The 17028-nt window shown below is 58.1% G+C and carries 12 protein-coding genes, 1 tRNA gene and 1 pseudogene; 4 read left to right on the top strand and 10 right to left on the bottom strand.

Features of this window, described 5'->3' with window-relative positions; translation table 11 throughout:
• Positions 1-51: 51 nt before the first annotated feature.
• Together argS and FHT71_RS04640 are read right to left on the bottom strand one after the other, a co-directional pair.
• Entirely contained in the window at positions 52-1809 is a 1758-nt protein-coding gene (gene argS, locus FHT71_RS04645; RefSeq protein WP_007788898.1) for an arginine--tRNA ligase, read from the bottom strand.
• Between the two features lie 65 nt (positions 1810-1874).
• Positions 1875-3092, bottom strand: a complete 1218-nt coding sequence (locus tag FHT71_RS04640; protein WP_183719089.1) for a deoxyguanosinetriphosphate triphosphohydrolase — start codon at positions 3090-3092, stop codon at positions 1875-1877.
• 213 nt (positions 3093-3305) lie between these two features.
• On the opposite strand from FHT71_RS04640, the gene erpA reads away from it, so the two are divergent.
• Together erpA and xth are read left to right on the top strand one after the other, a co-directional pair.
• A complete protein-coding gene (erpA, locus tag FHT71_RS04635) occupies positions 3306-3638 on the top strand; it encodes an iron-sulfur cluster insertion protein ErpA (RefSeq protein WP_007788894.1) in 333 nt (110 codons plus the stop codon).
• 121 nt (positions 3639-3759) lie between these two features.
• Positions 3760-4551: an exodeoxyribonuclease III gene (gene xth, locus FHT71_RS04630; RefSeq protein ID WP_132590835.1), complete on the top strand. Its 792-nt coding sequence runs from the start codon at positions 3760-3762 to the stop codon at positions 4549-4551.
• Between the two features lie 83 nt (positions 4552-4634).
• Here xth and exoR read toward each other — a convergent pair whose 3' ends face one another.
• The 4 genes from exoR to FHT71_RS04610 form a co-directional block, all read right to left on the bottom strand.
• Positions 4635-5438, bottom strand: a complete 804-nt coding sequence (gene exoR, locus FHT71_RS04625) for an exopolysaccharide production regulator ExoR (RefSeq protein WP_132590833.1) — start codon at positions 5436-5438, stop codon at positions 4635-4637.
• A gap of 708 nt (positions 5439-6146) precedes the next feature.
• A complete protein-coding gene (locus FHT71_RS04620; protein WP_132590831.1) occupies positions 6147-7358 on the bottom strand; it encodes an OmpP1/FadL family transporter in 1212 nt (403 codons plus the stop codon).
• A 404-nt stretch (positions 7359-7762) separates the two neighbouring features.
• The gene (locus FHT71_RS04615; RefSeq protein ID WP_132590829.1) at positions 7763-10606 is read right to left on the bottom strand and encodes a valine--tRNA ligase; all 2844 of its coding nucleotides are present in this window, start codon (positions 10604-10606) and stop codon (positions 7763-7765) included.
• Positions 10607-10724: 118 nt separating this feature from the next.
• Entirely contained in the window at positions 10725-11615 is an 891-nt protein-coding gene (locus tag FHT71_RS04610) for a DUF2497 domain-containing protein (protein ID WP_132590827.1), read from the bottom strand.
• A gap of 77 nt (positions 11616-11692) precedes the next feature.
• On the opposite strand from FHT71_RS04610, the gene FHT71_RS32120 reads away from it, so the two are divergent.
• Positions 11693-11824 (top strand): hypothetical protein, encoded by a 132-nt coding sequence (locus tag FHT71_RS32120; RefSeq protein WP_274533071.1) that lies wholly within the window; start codon positions 11693-11695, stop codon positions 11822-11824.
• Between the two features lie 13 nt (positions 11825-11837).
• Here FHT71_RS32120 and FHT71_RS04605 read toward each other — a convergent pair whose 3' ends face one another.
• Positions 11838-12500, bottom strand: coding sequence for a protein-L-isoaspartate O-methyltransferase (locus FHT71_RS04605; protein ID WP_183719087.1), 663 nt, complete (start codon positions 12498-12500; stop codon positions 11838-11840).
• Between the two features lie 373 nt (positions 12501-12873).
• Between FHT71_RS04605 and FHT71_RS04600 the strand changes: the two genes are divergently transcribed.
• Positions 12874-13020 (top strand): hypothetical protein, encoded by a 147-nt coding sequence (locus FHT71_RS04600; protein WP_007788879.1) that lies wholly within the window; start codon positions 12874-12876, stop codon positions 13018-13020.
• A gap of 998 nt (positions 13021-14018) precedes the next feature.
• On the opposite strand, the gene FHT71_RS04595 is transcribed toward FHT71_RS04600, so the two are convergent.
• The 3 genes and pseudogenes from FHT71_RS04595 to FHT71_RS04585 all read right to left on the bottom strand — a co-directional run bounded on the left by FHT71_RS04595 (position 14019) and on the right by FHT71_RS04585 (position 16912).
• Positions 14019-14092 (bottom strand) — tRNA-Cys (locus FHT71_RS04595).
• Between the two features lie 1180 nt (positions 14093-15272).
• Positions 15273-16374: pseudogene (locus tag FHT71_RS04590) on the bottom strand (IS110 family transposase).
• 103 nt (positions 16375-16477) lie between these two features.
• The gene (locus FHT71_RS04585; protein ID WP_007788873.1) at positions 16478-16912 is read right to left on the bottom strand and encodes a BA14K family protein; all 435 of its coding nucleotides are present in this window, start codon (positions 16910-16912) and stop codon (positions 16478-16480) included.
• Positions 16913-17028 lie beyond the last annotated feature (116 nt).

The raw sequence follows: 17028 nt of genomic DNA, 5'->3' as shown, positions 1-17028 counted from the left end.
CACTCGCAACTGCTAAGGTTTATGCCAGAGCATTGTGGGTAAATGGTGACGCTACCGCATCTCATCCGGCGCAGCGGTACCCGCAATGGCAAGTCCCGACTTCAAAACCGACGCAACGGCGTACACCAGCCCTAATCTGGCTATACTCGATTCTCGGTTCTTATCGTTAATAAATCGTAAGTCTACTTGGTCTTTACCTTTATTCCAGTGCGCATGGAAAGAACTTGCCAGATCATAGAGGTAAAAAACGACGCGATGGGGCTCCTGTGACTGCGCCGCGGATTCGACCAAGCGTGGAAACTCGGCGGCCTTCGCAACCAGCTGCAATTCCGTCGGATCCGAGATCCCCGCCGCCGCTTTCGCAAGCTCGGCAGGCGTCACGTCAAGGTCCGGAAACACTTCCTTCGCCTGCCGGAAAACAGACATGCAGCGTGCGTGCGCATACTGCACGTAGAACACCGGATTGTCCTTCGATTGCTCCGTCACTTTGGCGAAATCGAAGTCCAGCGGTTCCGAACTCTTGCGATACAACATCATGAAACGGACCGAATCGCGGCCAACCTCCTCTACGACTTCGCGTAGCGTCACGAAGTCGCCAGAGCGCTTCGACATCTTCACCGGCTCGCCATTGCGGAACAGCTTGACAAGCTGGCAAAGAAGGACGGTCAGCTTCGCTTTACCCTCGGAAACACCCCGAGCAACAGCCTCCAGGCGCTTGACGTAGCCGCCGTGGTCTGCACCGAGAACATAGATCATCTCGTTGAAATCACGGTCAAACTTGTTCTTGAAGTAGGCAACGTCGGCAGCAAAATAGGTATAGGAGCCGTCCGACTTGATCAGCGGCCGGTCCATATCGTCGCCGACTTCCGTGGAGCGGAACAGCGTCTGCTCGCGGTCTTCCCAGTCCTCCGGCAACTGACCCTTTGGCGGCGGCAGCGTGCCCTTGTAGACGTGCCCCTTGAATGTCAGATCGTTGATTGCCGTGCGGATAGCGGCAGCGCCGTGCGCATGCAGTGTACGCTCCGAGAAGAAGACGTCGTGATGCACGTTCAACGCGTCCAGATCCTCACGGATCATCGTCATCATTGAGTCGATCGTACGATCTTTGACGATCGGCATCCATTGATCTTCGGTCATATTGTGCAGCCTGACGCCGTAGTCACGGGCCAGTGACTCGCCGACGGGCACGAGGTAATCGCCCGGATAAAGTCCGGGCGGAATCTCTCCGATCTTCTCGCCGAGAGCTTCGCGGTAACGCAAGAAAACAGAGCGCGCCAGCACATCGATCTGCGAGCCGGCATCGTTGATGTAGTACTCCTTGACGACCTCGAAGCCGGCGAAGGAAAGCAGGTTGGCCAGCGCGTCGCCGACGACGGCGCCGCGGCAGTGGCCGACATGCATGGGCCCGGTCGGATTCGCCGACACATATTCGACGTTGACGCGCTTGCCGGCACCAATTGCCGAGCGGCCGTAGTCTGTGCCGGCCTCGATCATCGAGGCAAGCAGACGCTGCCAGTAGCCGACGGAGAGCTTGATATTGATAAAGCCGGGGCCAGCCACCGAGACGTCCGCAACGTCGGCGTCTTCCTTCAACTTCTCAGCGATGATCTCCGCCAGAGCGCGCGGATTGGTGCCGAGCGGCTTTGCCAGCACCATCGCTGCGTTGGTCGCAACATCACCGTGGCTCGGGTCGCGTGGCGGCTCGATTGCGATGCGGCCGAAATCCAGCTCGGATCGCTTTTCCCTGACCAGATCAATCTGCTCAAGGGCGGTTTTAATCCTGGCTTCAAAATCGGTAAAAAGGTTCATCGCACTCTTCCATGCATAGGCTTTGCCACAAGGCATTTGTCCGGACTTGGCCGGGCGACCGCTGCCTATCGCAAATCCGGAGTGCGGTCAAACAATCGCCCGTGGGCACTGATCGCGTAGGTATCGGTCATCCCCGCAAGATAGTCGCCGACATGGCGCGCCCTCGCCGCTTCGGCAAGACCGGCGATATGATCCACCCAATAGTGGCTTTGCATCTCCTTCGGATTGGCCATATAGGCGCCGAAGAGATCGGTCACGATCTGCGCAGCGCCGGCGCGGATGCGCATGATCTCGGGATGCCGGTAGATGCGCTTGAAAAGCATTGCCTTGATCTGCCGGTCGGTTTCAAACATCTCGTCGGAAAATGTCGCAATCACGCGATTGGCCTGGCGAATATCGGTTGCGCTGTTCGGCTTGATATCTGCAAGTCCCCGTTGGGCGACGGAAATGACGTCCTCGACCATCCGGGTGATCTGGCGGCGCATGATCTCGTGGGTAAAACGGCTGGCCTCGAGGTTTGGATAGCGTTCCCGTACCTCGGCCATCAGACCTGCCAGAAACGGGATCTCCTCCAGCATGTCGAAGGTCAGATAGCCGGAGCGAAGCCCGTCATCGATGTCATGCGTGTTATAGGCGATATCATCAGCGATCGCGGCAACCTGCGCTTCCAGGCTTGCATAGGTATCCAGTTCCAGGTCGTGGATCTCGCAATAGTCCAGGATCGGCTGCGGAACCGGCCCGCGCGTGCCGGCACCGTCCTTGGTCAGGAGCGGGCCGTTGTGCTTGACGAGCCCTTCCAGACTTTCCCATGTCAGATTGATGCCATCAAAATCGGCGTAGCGGCGCTCCAACTTGGTGACGATGCGCAGCGACTGGGCGTTGTGATCGAAGCCGCCGTAGGGTAACAGAACCTCATGCAGCGCATCCTCGCCCGTGTGGCCGAAGGGCGTGTGGCCAAAGTCATGGACAAGCGCCACACCTTCGGCGAGGTCCTCGTCAAGCTTCAGTGCCCTGGCGAGAGCGCGGGCCACCTGCGCAACCTCGATCGTGTGTGTCAACCGGGTGCGATAGTGATCGCCATCCTGCGCGATGAAGACCTGCGTTTTGTGCTTCAATCGGCGAAATGCCGTCGTGTGAACAATGCGGTCGCGGTCGCGCTGAAAATCCGAACGGGTGGGGCTGAGGTCCTCGGGATAGAGCCTGCCGCGTGTCGACCAGGGATCTGCCGCATACGCCGCCCTGTCACTGTTGCCGTATCCCAAAGCATGCCTGTCGATCGTCATTCGTCACCGTTACCTGATATGCAGCCGCCCATTGACGCCGCCTTGCGCTGTTCATACCTATAGAGAGCATAAACGGCAAAGCGATGCTTTCGCAGTCATTTTGCCCGAACCTGCGCTTTCGTGGTATAGAGCGTAAGTAGCTTTGAAATCAGCCGCTTGAAACCAGCGGCTAACAGGTATTCTCTCCGGATCTTGAACCCGGCAGGAGCAAACATGACGGACGCAAGTGTAACCCTTTCCGATGCCGCGGCAAAACGAATCGCGGCAATCGTCGGCACGGAACCCGGGAAGAGCGCGCTGCGCGTTTCCGTGGAAGGCGGCGGCTGTTCGGGCTTTTCCTACAAGTTCGACCTTGCCGATAATGCGCAGGACGACGACACCGTCGTCGAGAAGAATGACGCCAAGGTGCTGATCGACAGCCTCTCCTTGGTCTATATGGCGGGATCCGAAATCGATTTCGTCGATAGCCTGCTCGGACAGTCCTTCCAGATCAAGAACCCTAACGCGGTTGCAAGCTGCGGCTGCGGCACCAGCTTCTCTATCTGATCGATCCCTCAGGGTATCCACACCGAACCGGCCGAAGAATCTCTTGCGGTCGGTTTATAGTCTTGTCCGCGCTCGAAGGAGCACGATACAAGAGACCGACGAAGCGGAACAGGACACCCCCATGAAGATCGCGACCTGGAACATCAACGGCGTCAAGGCGCGCATCGACAACCTGACGCAATGGCTGAAAGACTCCAATCCCGATATCGTCTGCCTGCAGGAGATCAAGACGATCGACGAGGGTTTTCCCAGGTTCGAAATCGAAGCAATGGGATATCATGTCGAGACGCACGGACAGAAAGGCTTCAATGGGGTCGCGATCCTTTCCAAGACCAAGCCTGATGAAGTGAGCCGCGGGCTGCCGGGCGATCCGCTGGACGAGCAGGCTCGCTTCCTGGAAGCCGTGTTTTCGCTTCCCGGCAATCGCGTCGCGCGTGTCTGCTGCCTCTACCTGCCGAACGGCAATCCTGTTGAAACCGAGAAATACACCTACAAGCTCGCCTGGATGGAACGGTTACGCACATTCGCAGCCGAGCGCCTGGCTTACGAGGAAATCCTGATCCTTGCTGGCGACTACAACGTCATCCCGGAGCCGCATGACTGTTTCGATCCAAAGGTCTGGGAGAATGACGCGCTGTTCCTGCCGCAGACGCGTCAGGCTTTCCGTCGACTTGAAGGCCTTGGATTGACAGATGCCGTGCGCGCAACGACGGATGCCATTCAACTCTACTCGTTCTGGGACTATCAAGCGGGTGCCTGGCAGAAGAACAACGGCATCCGCATCGACCACCTGCTGCTTTCACCGGAAGCCGCCGACCGCATGACATCATCAGCGATTGAAAAGCACGTTCGTGCCTGGGAGAAGCCGTCAGACCACGTGCCCGTCGTGGCCTATTTCGATTTCGCGGCCTGAGTTAAAGCGCATCACCTTCAACGTTTCGCGCACCCGCGTTCCAGCTATCGCCAAACACGCCTCCGCTGTCGGGAAGGACGCGCTTAGTCGGCGCCGCTAGCTGCAATCTTGTGAGAAAGCGCCACGGCCGAGCGGCGGTCGCCTTCGCTCGCGACGGAGAAGGCCTGCTCCTGCAGGGACTCCATCCAGCCACAGTCCTTCGGCTTGCAGCGGTCAAGCGCGGCGGTCATCAGTGCGAGCCCGTTGGCTGCCTGCCCCTCCTGGAAGAGGATATTGCCGAACACGGCCATGGCGCCGGGATGACCGCTCTTGCGGGCCTGGTTGAGCCACTTCTTTGCCTGCTGCGTGCTGGTGCTGCCACCTTCGCCCGCCAGCATCATCTGCGCCAGCTGGAACTGCGCCTCAGCGACACCAAAGGTAGAGGCAGCCTGAAAATAAAGCTGACGCGCCTGGTTGAGATCGGTCTTAACAGGGCTGCCGGGAATACCGCGCTTGTAATAGTTGGCAAGCGACAGCAGCGCGTTGACGAAGAAGCCGGTGTCTTCAGAGCCGGGCTCCACCCCTTGCTGCGCGATCTCGCTATAGATCTTGAAGGCTTCGAAGTCATCCTGCGCGACGCCATCGCCGTCAGCATACATGTTGGCGAGCGCCCAGCGTGAGCCTGTATGGCCCTTCTCGGCGGCGTACTTATAGGCTTCAACCGCTTCTTCTTTCTGACCGTTCTTATAGGCCTTGAAACCAAACTTGAAGAGATCGAAGGGACCGGACTCTTTCGAGACGCCCGACTTGATGTCGAATGCGCTCGCAGGCGATGTAATTGCCGCGCAACAGGCAACGGAAAGCCCCATGAGCATCAATCTGAAAGGTCTGAACTCGGACGTCAGCATTTTACTCGGTTTCTTTCGCTTCCCACCCATGCGGACTTTCGATCCGCGGATGCATTCCTCCCGGCGAGCGATCCCGCGGTGGGCTCAAAGGCCCGCTTGCCCGCGTCGCATCTAGCCATTCGCCCTCCCGCGAGAGCCTCAATTCCCAGCGCATCGACACTCTCCGCCCCCTGTCCGGCGCGGCTCGCCCGCGATGCCATCTGCCTCACTCCCGCGGCCCGGCAATGCGCCTTTCCGCCGTCAAAGAAAAGGTAATCACCAATTGTGACCAAACCTGTGTCGATGTTACCGGAAGCCGATTCCGATAATGCCGAGCGGTTTGAAAACGAGAAGAAAGAAAGGTTCGGAAGCGCAACGTCAGAGCGAAGTTCTGAGGCGAAATCGCCTTGCGGGAAAAGGAAAATGGCGTCGGCAGCGGCATCTTCGCCGTAGGCTTCACCCATCCTGACTGTACCCGTTACGAACTCGCTCATCGTACTCTTTTACGCGCACCCTACGCCTGTCATTCCCTCGCCCGCCTATAGCGCTGCGCCTAGTTTGTGGCGGGAAATGGACAATTTCACCGTGAGATCATCTTACGCAAATGCTGGTAAAAAACTGTTGCTGAATCGTCACAAAATGAGACGTGGAAACGGCATGCTTAACGATCCGCACATAAAGAAAAGCCCGACAATTTTGCCGGGCTTTTCTGAGGCTCATCTTTGTAACTTAGAATTTCACCTTGATGCTGGTCGACACGGCAGCCACAAGATCATTGCCGAAGGTGTAAGTGGCGTCATTTCCGTAGGTGACGCCATCCCTCGTGAACGTTCCTGACTCACCGCTGGTCATGACGCCGAGGCTTCCAGCAACGCGCCATTCGACATTCTCAGTCGGATTGTACGCTGCGCCTGCGCCAACCAGCCATGTGTCCGTCTGTGAGCCGTAGCCATCGCTCGTACCACGATCCCATGTAAGGCTAAGCGCAGCCGTCCATTGGTCATTGAACTTATGGCCAACGCCTCCCACGACTGTCCATCCATCACGATAGGCTAGATCGAGAGACGTTATCCCTCCAGCCGGACAGGCAAGCCCGTTCGTCGGGCAGAAAGGGATCGACTGCAGCAAGCTCCAGTTCGTCCACTTCACAGATCCAAAAGCCAACCAATCGGGTGCAATACCGGACTGAAGTTTCAGCTCAAGTGAGTCAGGCGCCTCGGCAGAGCCGGCAACTGGAATGATGGCACCGCCTGCGACCTGCGAAAGGTTCAACGTGCCCGTCAAGTCGTCGTATTTCACCCTGCTGTTGTACACCAGGCTTGCGCGCACGCCATATTCCGGAATCTCATAAGCGACGCCAGCACGCCATCCTCCGGACTCGTCTGCTATGTCAAGGCGACCGATGCCGGTGCCGAACCTCGGCGGGAGAACAGCTACGAGTTTTTCCTGAAAACCATCGAGCCGCTGATAAAAACCGCCCCCGATGAGCCGAAGTTGACCGGGACCCACATCAAACTTGTATGAACATGTGGCCGCGTAGTTCTCAGTATTGACCTTCGTCTCAACGTTGCTGTTTGCGCCAGCCCAGTTCACGCCCGGATTGGTGTGAACACCGAATGGTTCGGAGTAGTCGAACAGGCAGTCAACCGCCTCATAACCGGCCTTGAAGCCTACATAGGGCACGGCATAGTTTTCGGTCTCATCTGCCGAATTCGGCCGACCACTCAGATTTCCGCGGCGAGCAGTGTTGTCCTTTACATTCTCCAATTCACGCTGCGGCATGACATAAATCACAGCCGACTGCGCGGAAAAACGCGACTGATCGAAGAGCAGATCGATATTGTAGCCGCCGCGATCAAGGCCGCCGGCGAAGGACGGCTGCGCCAGCGTCGAAAATAGGGCAAGCGACAGAACGCCGGCCGATGTCATACGAGATGCCAATGTGTCTCCCCCACTCAGGCAATTGCAATGGCGGGACTGTGCAGGCGATGCCGATAAATGGCAACTTTGTGTTCGGGCGTGATTGGAAACTCGGCTAACGGATGTTTTACGTAAAAAATTGACGGGCACGTCAATATTTCGGCAATTTAGAACAAAATTCTATAGATGGTAAAATTACCCCCGGCATTGAGGTCGACCATTCCACGTTAGCTGCCTCCTGTAACAGGGAAACAACACTGATGTTTTTCGCCAGGGGCAGCAAGAAAACGTGTGGAATCAAGGTGGGATCCCAGGAATATCGGCAAATCCGGATGCCAAATCCGGAGATCCATGTCGACCTTCAGCAAAAGGCGCCCGATTCGACATCGGGCGCCTTTGAAATTACCTGCTACTAAGCGTTGACTTCACGCAGCCTCGGATACACGCGACAGTGCAACCCGCAAGCTAGCGATCTGGCCTTGCAGCTCCTCCAAGCGATCACGCTCAGCGGCGACCACTTCAGGATTGGCATTGGCGACGAACTTCTCGTTCGAGAGCTTGCCGTTAATGCGCGCGATCTCACCATCGGCCTTGGCGATCGCCTTCTCGAGGCGTGCTTTCTCCGCGGCAAGATCGATCAGCGTGCCAAGCGGAAGGCAGACAGTCGCCCCGGCGACGACGATCTGCGCGGCACCTTTCGGCGCTTCGCCGGCCAGCGAGATGCCGTCAACACGGGCAAGACGCTTGATCGCAGCGTCATGCCGGACAAGCCGCTCGCGCGTCAGGCTGTTGGCGTCAACGACAACCAGCGGCGCGACCGCCGACGGCGGGACGTTCATTTCGGCGCGAACGGAGCGGATACCGGAAACCAGATCGATCAGCCAATTAATCTCATCGGCCGCACCATCATCGGCATAAGACGGCGCCGGCCATTCGGCGTGGCAGACCAGCGTGTCGCGCTCGCTACCCTCGCCTGCTGTGTGCGCCCACAGTTCTTCCGTCATGAACGGCATGAAGGGATGCAGGAGCTTGTAGATCTCCTCCAGGATATAGGCGGCGCAAGCCTGCGCTTCCTTCTTGGCGCCCTCGTCCGTGCCATTGAACACCGGCTTCAGCAGCTCGAGATACCAGTCGCAGACCTGGTTCCAGACGAAGCGATACAGCGCGCCTGCCGCATCGTTGAAACGGTAGGATTCGAGAGCTTCCGTAACGTCACGTTCCGTACGGGCAAGCTCCGTCAGAATCCAGCGGTTGATCGTCAGCTCGGCGGCTTCGGGCACGAAGTGTGGATCGCTCTTGGCACCGTTCATCTCGGCAAAGCGCGTCGCGTTCCAGAGCTTGGTGCCGAAGTTGCGGTAGCCGGCGATGCGGGCCGGATCGAGCTTCACGTCGCGTCCCTGCGCTGCCATGATCGCCAGGGTGAAGCGCAGAGCATCAGCGCCGTATTCGTCGATCAGCTCCAGGGGATCGATGACGTTGCCCTTGGACTTCGACATCTTCTGGCCGTTCTTGTCGCGAACCAGCGCGTGAACATAGACCGTGTTGAAGGGCTCGACCGGAGCGCCGTCCTCATCCTTCATGAAGTGAAGGCCCATCATCATCATACGAGCTACCCAGAAGAAGATGATATCGAAGCCGGTAACGAGAACGTTGGTTGGGTAGTAGCGCTCCAATTCGGGCGTCTTGTCGGGCCAGCCGAGTGTCGAGAACGGCCAGAGCGCGGACGAAAACCATGTGTCGAGAACATCCTCGTCACGCGTCAGGATTTCGCCCGGCTTGAAGTTTTCGAGCAGGTCTTCGACGTAGGCCTTCATCGGGCCTTCGTGCGAGAGATAGTGCTGGATCGCCGCTTGCAGGGCTTCCTCTTCGGTCTTTTCGACGAAGACCTGACCATCCGGGCCGTACCAGGCCGGAATCTGATGGCCCCACCAGAGCTGGCGCGAGACGCACCAGGGCTGGATGTTTTCCATCCACTCGTAATAGGTCTTGTCCCAGCTGCGTGGAACGAGCTTGGTGCGGCCTTCGCGAACCGACGCGATCGCCGGTGCGGCCAGCGTCTTGGCGTCAACGTACCATTGCTCCGTCAGGCGCGGCTCAATCGGAACACCGCCACGGTCGCCATGCGGAACCATGTGCTTATGCGGTTCGACCTTGTCGAGCAGCCCCCCCTCTTCAAAGATACGGACGATGATTTTGCGCGCCTCGAATCGATCCTTGCCTTCGAGCTCATCCCAGGCGCCGTGCAGCGCTGCGGCATCTGGAATGCCTTCCAGGAAATCCTCGTTGTCCTTGAGGGTGATCCGCGCATCGGCCGTGAGTACGTTGACGATACGCAAGCCGGTGCGCTTGCCGACGTCAAAATCGTTGAAATCATGCGCCGGCGTCATCTTGACCGCGCCCGTGCCGGCCGTCGGATCCGGATAGTCGTCGGCGACGATTGGAATGCGGCGGCCGACGATTGGAAGGATCACATGCTTGCCGACCAGCGGCTTGTAGCGCTCATCCTTCGGATTGACGGCAACGCCGGTGTCCCCGAGCATTGTCTCCGGGCGGGTGGTGGCGACGACGACATAGTCGCGCGTTTCCCATTCTGTCGGCTTACCTTCTTCGTCGAAGGCAACCGGATGCTGATAGGTGACGCCGGGCTCCAGCGGATAGCGGAAATACCAGAGGTTTCCGTTGACCTCGTGCTGCTCGACCTCGATGTCGGAGATCGCCGTCAGCAGCTTCGGATCCCAGTTGACAAGGCGCTTGTCGCGATAGATCAGGCCTTCCTTGTAAAGCGTTACAAAGACTTCAAGAACGGCAGCGGAGAGCCCCTCGTCCATAGTAAAGCGCTCGCGCGACCAGTCGCAGGACGCGCCGAGACGCTTCAATTGGTTGAAGATGAGGCCGCCCGATTCCGCCTTCCATTCCCAGACCTTCTCAATGAAGGCTTCGCGACCCATGTCGCGGCGGCCCGGCAACTGCTGTTCCATCAGCTTGCGCTCGACAACCATCTGGGTGGCGATACCGGCGTGGTCCATACCCGGCTGCCAGAGCACGTCCTTGCCGCGCATGCGCTCGAAGCGGACCATGATGTCCTGCAGCGTGTTGTTCAGCGCGTGTCCCATGTGCAGCGAGCCGGTCACGTTCGGCGGCGGGATCACGATGGTGAAGGTCTCGGCGCCCCGCTTGGCATTGGCGCCCGCACGGAAGGCGTCCGCCTCATCCCATTTCGCAGCGATTTTCGGTTCAACGGCAGCGGAATCGTAGGTCTTGTCGAGCATTTGGGGACCAAAATCTGGAGGTTCTTAGATGCGGGTTGTAAATAGGATGGCTTCAGGCAAGTCAATAAAAAAGCCGCCCCGGAGACCGGAGCGGCTCTTTGGGAAAAGGCGTTTCCGATCAGCGGCGCGGGCCGCGCGCCACGCGTTCGATCTCCTCACGCACCAGACGTTCGACCAGCGTCGGCAGATTGTCATCCAGCCATTCGCGCAGCATCGGGCGCAGCATGTCTTCCGCGATCTCATCGAGAGAGCGACGCTCGGCGCCATCGATCGCGGCAGCGAGCTCCTCGAAGGACCGGCTGACCTGAAGGCCCGCGTCACGCGAGAGCAATGCCGGCTGCTGCTCATCCTCGATGCGGCCTGGCAGCATCTCCTCCGCCATCGGTGTGGCGACGGCGGGAACGGATACCTCAGCCACTTCAACGACAGCCGGTCGCGGCTCCATGGCAACAATTTGAGGCATTTCGAACGGTACTTCCACAGGCGGACGCACGGCAACGATTTTTGGCGCAGGAGCTGAAATGGGGGCTGTCGCGGCTTCAGCAGGTTGCGGAGCCATCGGAGCAGGCATCGGCATCTCACGAGGAGCTTCCAACGCCTCGGCTCTCAGTTCTGTGTTCCTTATGTCCGGCTGCCGAAATGCCGGCGGCACTTCGCGCTGCAACTGGGCAGCGTTCCGCTCCGACGCCGCACGGACGCGCGCAGCGACATCAGCGAGAGACATGGCACGCGGCTGCGCGCCCGGCAGAGGAGCCGAGCCCGCCGAGTTAGCAGCGACGAAACGTGGGTCGGGCTGAGAGACCGGTTCAGGGAATTCCACGCCAGCGTAAGTCTCGTCCACCGTCAAATGAATGTCCGAATCACGATCGTCCTCATCGGCGCCATAAACCGCCGGCAGCGACGCCGAAAGCGCCCTGCCCGCACCAGGGTCATTGCTTTCGATGATCTGGCGGATCGACGCCAGAATCTCCTCCATGGACGGTTCACGCGCTACGCTTGGCTGAGCCATATCTATCCCCGTTATTCCGAAAAACGACCGGATTGCGTGGAATGGGCATCCGAATCACCCGTACCTTAGGATAGCCGATGATTGAAAAAAATCATCGCGAATCAAATGAATGCTGCCATGCACAGCTTTCTGCCACGCTTGCTTGGCACCCCGTTTCGATGGCCGGAAAGAAAGACGGGCGCCAAAAGGCGCCCGTTGAAAATCAGTGATCGCAGCTGTGGATCAGAACACGAATTCGCGCGCCTTGGCAAAACCAGGAAGCGGCTTAACGGAGGCATTGAAGTAGACGTTTTCGGAAACGGTGCCGCGCTCGCTCACAAAGACCTTCGCGCGTGCCGAACCGCCGTAACCCTGTACCGTGACCAGACGGCCACCGTCACGAAGCTGGGAGAGCAAGGAGGAAGGAACTCCCTCGACTGAGCCACTGACGAAAATGAGATCATAAGGAGCGCCGGACGCGTTGCCAGCATTGAGTGAGCCTGTGACGACCGACACGTTCGTGTAGCCGGCAAGGTTGGTCCTGGCTTCCGTAGCGAGCGTTTCGTCTTCCTCAACCGCGATCACCGTACCGGCAAGCTGCGAAAAAAGAGCCGATACGTAGCCACTGCCAGCGCCGATCTCGAGTACGACATCATCCTTCGTGACCGCCGCAAGCTGGAGCAGCTTTGCAAGCGGCGACGGCTGCATCAGATAGCGCGCAGGCTTGGCGGCAACTGCCGGACAGATTTCGACGTCACTGTCGATATAGGCAAGCGGCTTCGCCTTCTCGGGAACGAAGGCCTCACGCGGCACGGTGAGAAAGGCCGTCAGCACGGAATGCGAGGTGACGTCCGTCGTGCGGAGCTGGTTGTCGACCATGTTTGCGCGTGCTGATTCGAAGTTCATTATGTCCTCTCGCCCGGTAGAAGCGGCTTTGTCTGCACGTCTCTTAATCTTAGCACAGCGGCCTTTCAAGGCTTCGCGAATGGCTGCGGCAAGAATTCGGGGTGCGAGCGGCGCCGACGCGGCCCTAGCGCAATCCTTCATGGAACAAAGGAGCGTGCTGTGATATTATTGCAACCGGAGGAATTGAGGAGGAGTAGGCCATGCCGAACATTATCGAATATCTTTCGTTGTTCGACTTCTTCATCATCGCAACGTTGGTTGGCATCTTCTGCTGCGGTCTTTTCGATCGTGAAACAAGCTGACTGCCTACCTTCAGGCCATTGTCAGTTTTTGTCCCGATAGTGTCGTTTCCTTGCGATTCGACGGATGGGACATGGCAATCAAACCGCTCCTGCTGGGCAGCTTCTTCATCTGCGCGTTGCTAGCAATCATACTCCTGATCCCCTTTGTGAGGGTCAGCGCCCCGAACATCGCGACAACCGGCGTGTCACCGATGCCATCACTGCAGCGGATCAACTGAACGCCAAGCCGCGGCGGAGGTAGCGACTGGAACGCGGGCCGAGAAGTTCTTTTTAGGCAAGAACAAACGACGAAACAGACCTTTAAGCTACAATGGCGGCCGTCAAACGGGACCTATATCGTGTCGCGGTCGATCCCGGAGCCTCCCCAGCCCCTCCCCAGTCGACAACCCGGCCGGGGCCGAATACAGCCGGGGCCGCTCGGTTTACGGCGAAGGCTACTGCAACTCGGTTTCCTCTTCTATGTCGATGAGAATGCCGTGGCGCAACGCTTCTTCCTTGGCCTCTTTCAGGGCCTCCTCGATCAGTATAGCCAGCATGTCGGCATGCAGTTCACGGCTCCACCAGGTGCGGTATTTTAGTCGCCGACTTCATAGGCGCTCCTCAGAACTGAAGATGAAGCTTCAGCGCCCTACCGAAAACTCGGCGATCGCCGAGTTGGTCGTGGGAAACGTCCGCGTAGGCTAGTGCCTTGCGGATTTTCATATGCCGGTGGAGAAAATGTCGTCGAAGTTTAGCCGTGGAGGGAGGGCGCTCCAGAAGCGTCCGACCCGAACCGCCGAGCTGCTCGGCGGGATGAGGTAACTATGACCGGGAGAGGGCGACCAACTTGGCCGCCCCCTCAGCATTGCTGGGACAGAAAACTCACCCCCGCCCTGTCTGCCGCGGACAGGAAGATGGAGCTGATCAAGGAGTGGGTCCGATACCTTCAAAGCCCCGTGTTATCCCCGGCAGACCAGTAAGAGGAGCATAGCGCTGTTGTAAGAGTTGGCCCAGATGGACCTAGGTCCTAGTCCGATTGGAGTAGGTGGATTGGCGAGCTCGCTGCAAACAAATTTCGCGGGATTGAAGCGGCAAGAGACGTGCTGCCAGCTGGCGATTGGACAGCAAGCTGAAAATCGGATTAAGACGCCACTGCCCGATCCGGCATGGCGAGGTCAACGCGACCTGATCAGAAAATCCGGCCGTAAATCAATATCTTACGGATAGAAAATAGAGTTGGAGGCCTCGCCCGGAATTGAACCGGGGTACAAGGATTTGCAGTCCTCTGCGTCACCACTCCGCCACGAGGCCTCACGCGGTCGAAAAATCGAACCGTGGCGGTCGTTTAGAACCATCCTAGAAAAATCGCAAGAGGGTTCATTCTGAATAATGTCCTTTTTCCATTCTGAATAAGCGTTTCCAGAACGTTCTTCCACAGGCTTGACGTGAGGGTCCAGGAAGACAGATCAAAGGGCCATTACGGAATCGTATCAGGAAGCGGATGCTTCACCTTTCATGCAACTTCTCCTTGAGCGAAGGCCGGAATTCTCTTTTGCTAAAGGTATGCACCGCTCATTTCCCCCGCCGCGATATCGGACAAAGAAGCAGCCACCGCCGCTTTTTTCTACCTGGCGATCATCGTTGGCGGACTGGCTGGCTACGTTGGAACGGACCTACTCACGTCCTCGACGCCGCTTGCGGCCTTCTCCAGCGCATGCAACATCAAGGGCAACGTCAGCCTCAACACTGGCGAGCGAATCTACCACGTCCTAGGCAAAAAATATTACGACGAGACCAAGATATCGCAACTCCACGGGGAGCCTGTCAGCCGCGGGCGATATTGCATTTACTCGGATCTTAAAAGCTGCATGAGCCGTCGCCTCTGGCCTTGAAGCCATCCGCGCAGGCGAGGTTCAAAGGTTCGTTCAGCGAGCGGGCCCCCGGCCCACCGGGGGTACATGACGAACTGATTGCGGCGAGCAAGAGAAAAGCGAAAGCTGCGATTGGCTTGTGCAAGCGGATCATGGGAACTCTCCAAATTGAGCATGCTACAAGGCCTGACCGCCGAAACCTTCCGATCCCAAATAAATCAGTGTTAGTTCCGGGTTCGGACCTGCTGAAACAGCTAAGCGGCGGTAAGCATCCCACGTCCCCAGCAGGTCGTGCTGTTCAAGCGACGCGCGGAAAGGTCAAGGGACAGCCATGACATGATGAACCTGTACTCGCCTGTTGGAAAGAGGAGAGGCGAGAATTCATGTTTTTGAAGGATATGTACGACGAACCGCCTGAACGAACGTGATCTTGCCTCTCACCTTGAGCTCGTCGATCACCGTAAATGCGGCAAACCTCGACCCGGAAGCGTGGTGATGATCCCGGTCACCCTGCCGCAAAAACCGGCAGGATTTCCAATCGACAGGCCCGCCGGTTTCTGTGATCAACCACTCTGATCGGCTGTTGTCCTCCTTGATGAGCTAGATTTGAGCGGTATTATTCAACGCGGTGAAGCCTGGCATGCAATTGCCCAGACGAAACCCGATAGCTCACGGGCAATCGCCGTCGTTACGGTCGTCGCTGGCTTTCCGGCCTTGGTGAGCTTTCGATAGCGGCTGCACAAACGTACTTGTGCCTTCCATGCCGTGTCGCGGATCGGTTTTGGAAGCTGCTCCTGGCGCAGCAACTGTTCACGGCTGATCTTTGCAGGAAACCGATAACTCCAAGCGGCTTCGATCAGCATGCGACGGGCCGTTCCGTTGCCAGCTTTGGTAATTCCGCCCTGGCGCCGAGTTCCACCGCTCGAATGCTCCGATGGTACCAGCCCGAGATACGCCATCAATTGGCGAGGATTGGTGAAGCGACTGATATCGCCCAATTCGGCAATCATCGTAGCGGCGGTAACCAACGCCATGCCGCGCAGCGACTGCAAAGCCTGTACGACCGGGGCCAACGACCAATCGCTTAACATCATCTCGATTTGCTTCGTCAGCCGGTCTCGCCGGTCTGTTGCAGCTTCGATCGTGGCGATATGATCCTCAAGCACGATAAGGTGGATTGGTTGTTCGAAGCGGAGACCAGCCAGCCAACGGCGGTGCATCTGTGTCCAGGCTGGCCGGTTATAATGAAAGCCGTGACGCAATAGAAATCCGCTGAGTTGCTGACGCGCTTGTCTTAGGCTGCGCACCGCAGCAAGGCGTGCTCGAACCAGATCGCGCATCGCTTCATGGGCGGGATCGGGTATCCAAACCGCGCTCAACTCCCCAGCGCTGCAGCCTTGCCAGATTGTTCGCATCCCGGCGGTCCGTCTTGATGCGATCACCCGGCTTTCGTGGGATCAAAGATGGGGCGACGACCACACAGTCATGGCCAGCATCGGAAAGCTGTCGTTGAATGCCATAGCCGCAAGGTCCTGCTTCGTAGCAGAACTTCAACGTCCGGCCCGGCTGCGAAAGCTTGGCCACCATACGGGCCAACGCTGAGGGGGTATTTGCAATCTGGCCGAATGCCCTCGCGTCACTGCGCCCACCGCCATCGGCAAGCGCGACCGCAATCGTCTCTTTGTGAACGTCCAATCCGACAAATGTGATAGTCTCTTCCACGGCCCGTCTCCTATGCATGAGGCTCTGTGCGAGGATAACTTACGCAACCCTCGATACCTGCATATTGTGAGACGGGTCACCCGGTCCCAGGCGAACATTTAGTCTAGTATGGCGAGTAGCACTGCCGCCGCGGGCCATAATATGGCTGATAGGTGTTGTCATATGCCCGATAGGAGCGGTAGCGGCTGTAACACCAATCGACGTGCGAATTGCCGATCGGGCCAACCCGTGGCTGTGAAGCAATGAGGCCGCCGATGATTGCCCCCGCCGCCAGACCACCGATCAGAGCGCCGGCATCATTGTCGTGACGGCGATAGTAGTCATCACGATAGTAGCGCCTACCATAGTGGCCGTGGCGATAGCCACCGCAACGATAGACGCTGCATCGATCGTAGTTGCGGTTGTTTCTCGCGCCAGAATCTCCAAACGTGCCGCGGCTTTGAACCGAATGCTCGTCACCCGAATTTTCGGCAAAGGACGGTCCGATGCCCGACAGGCTCGTCGCAATTGCCAATACCAGTACCGCAAGCTTCTTCATTCCAGCACCTTCTCATTTCCTGCCTGTCTCGCGTTGGAAAACGCTTAGAACTTTAACGCTCAGTCAAGTCTCAAGTTCCCTGGCTCCTATTGTAATGCACGGCGCAAAAGAATCTT

It is taken from the genome of Rhizobium sp. BK060 (genome assembly GCF_014193145.1).
Taxonomy (GTDB): Bacteria; Pseudomonadota; Alphaproteobacteria; order Rhizobiales; family Rhizobiaceae; genus Rhizobium.
The sequence above is the reverse complement of the archived record's forward strand: the minus strand, read 5'-3'. Positions and strand labels throughout refer to the sequence as shown.

Bases quoted from the DNA above. Each gene is read 5' to 3' on its own strand.
- argS (WP_007788898.1), bottom strand. From the start codon at position 1,809: ATGAACCTTTTTACCGATTTTGAAGCCAGGATTAAAACCGCCCTTGAG.
- FHT71_RS04640 (WP_183719089.1), bottom strand. From the start codon at position 3,092: ATGACGATCGACAGGCATGCTTTGGGATACGGCAACAGTGACAGGGCG.
- erpA (WP_007788894.1), top strand. From the start codon at position 3,306: ATGACGGACGCAAGTGTAACCCTTTCCGATGCCGCGGCAAAACGAATC.
- xth (WP_132590835.1), top strand. From the start codon at position 3,760: ATGAAGATCGCGACCTGGAACATCAACGGCGTCAAGGCGCGCATCGAC.
- exoR (WP_132590833.1), bottom strand. From the start codon at position 5,438: ATGCTGACGTCCGAGTTCAGACCTTTCAGATTGATGCTCATGGGGCTT.
- FHT71_RS04615 (WP_132590829.1), bottom strand. From the start codon at position 10,606: ATGCTCGACAAGACCTACGATTCCGCTGCCGTTGAACCGAAAATCGCT.
- FHT71_RS04610 (WP_132590827.1), bottom strand. From the start codon at position 11,615: ATGGCTCAGCCAAGCGTAGCGCGTGAACCGTCCATGGAGGAGATTCTG.
- FHT71_RS32120 (WP_274533071.1), top strand. From the start codon at position 11,693: ATGATTGAAAAAAATCATCGCGAATCAAATGAATGCTGCCATGCACAG.
- FHT71_RS04605 (WP_183719087.1), bottom strand. From the start codon at position 12,500: ATGAACTTCGAATCAGCACGCGCAAACATGGTCGACAACCAGCTCCGC.
- FHT71_RS04600 (WP_007788879.1), top strand. From the start codon at position 12,874: ATGGCAATCAAACCGCTCCTGCTGGGCAGCTTCTTCATCTGCGCGTTG.
- FHT71_RS04585 (WP_007788873.1), bottom strand. From the start codon at position 16,912: ATGAAGAAGCTTGCGGTACTGGTATTGGCAATTGCGACGAGCCTGTCG.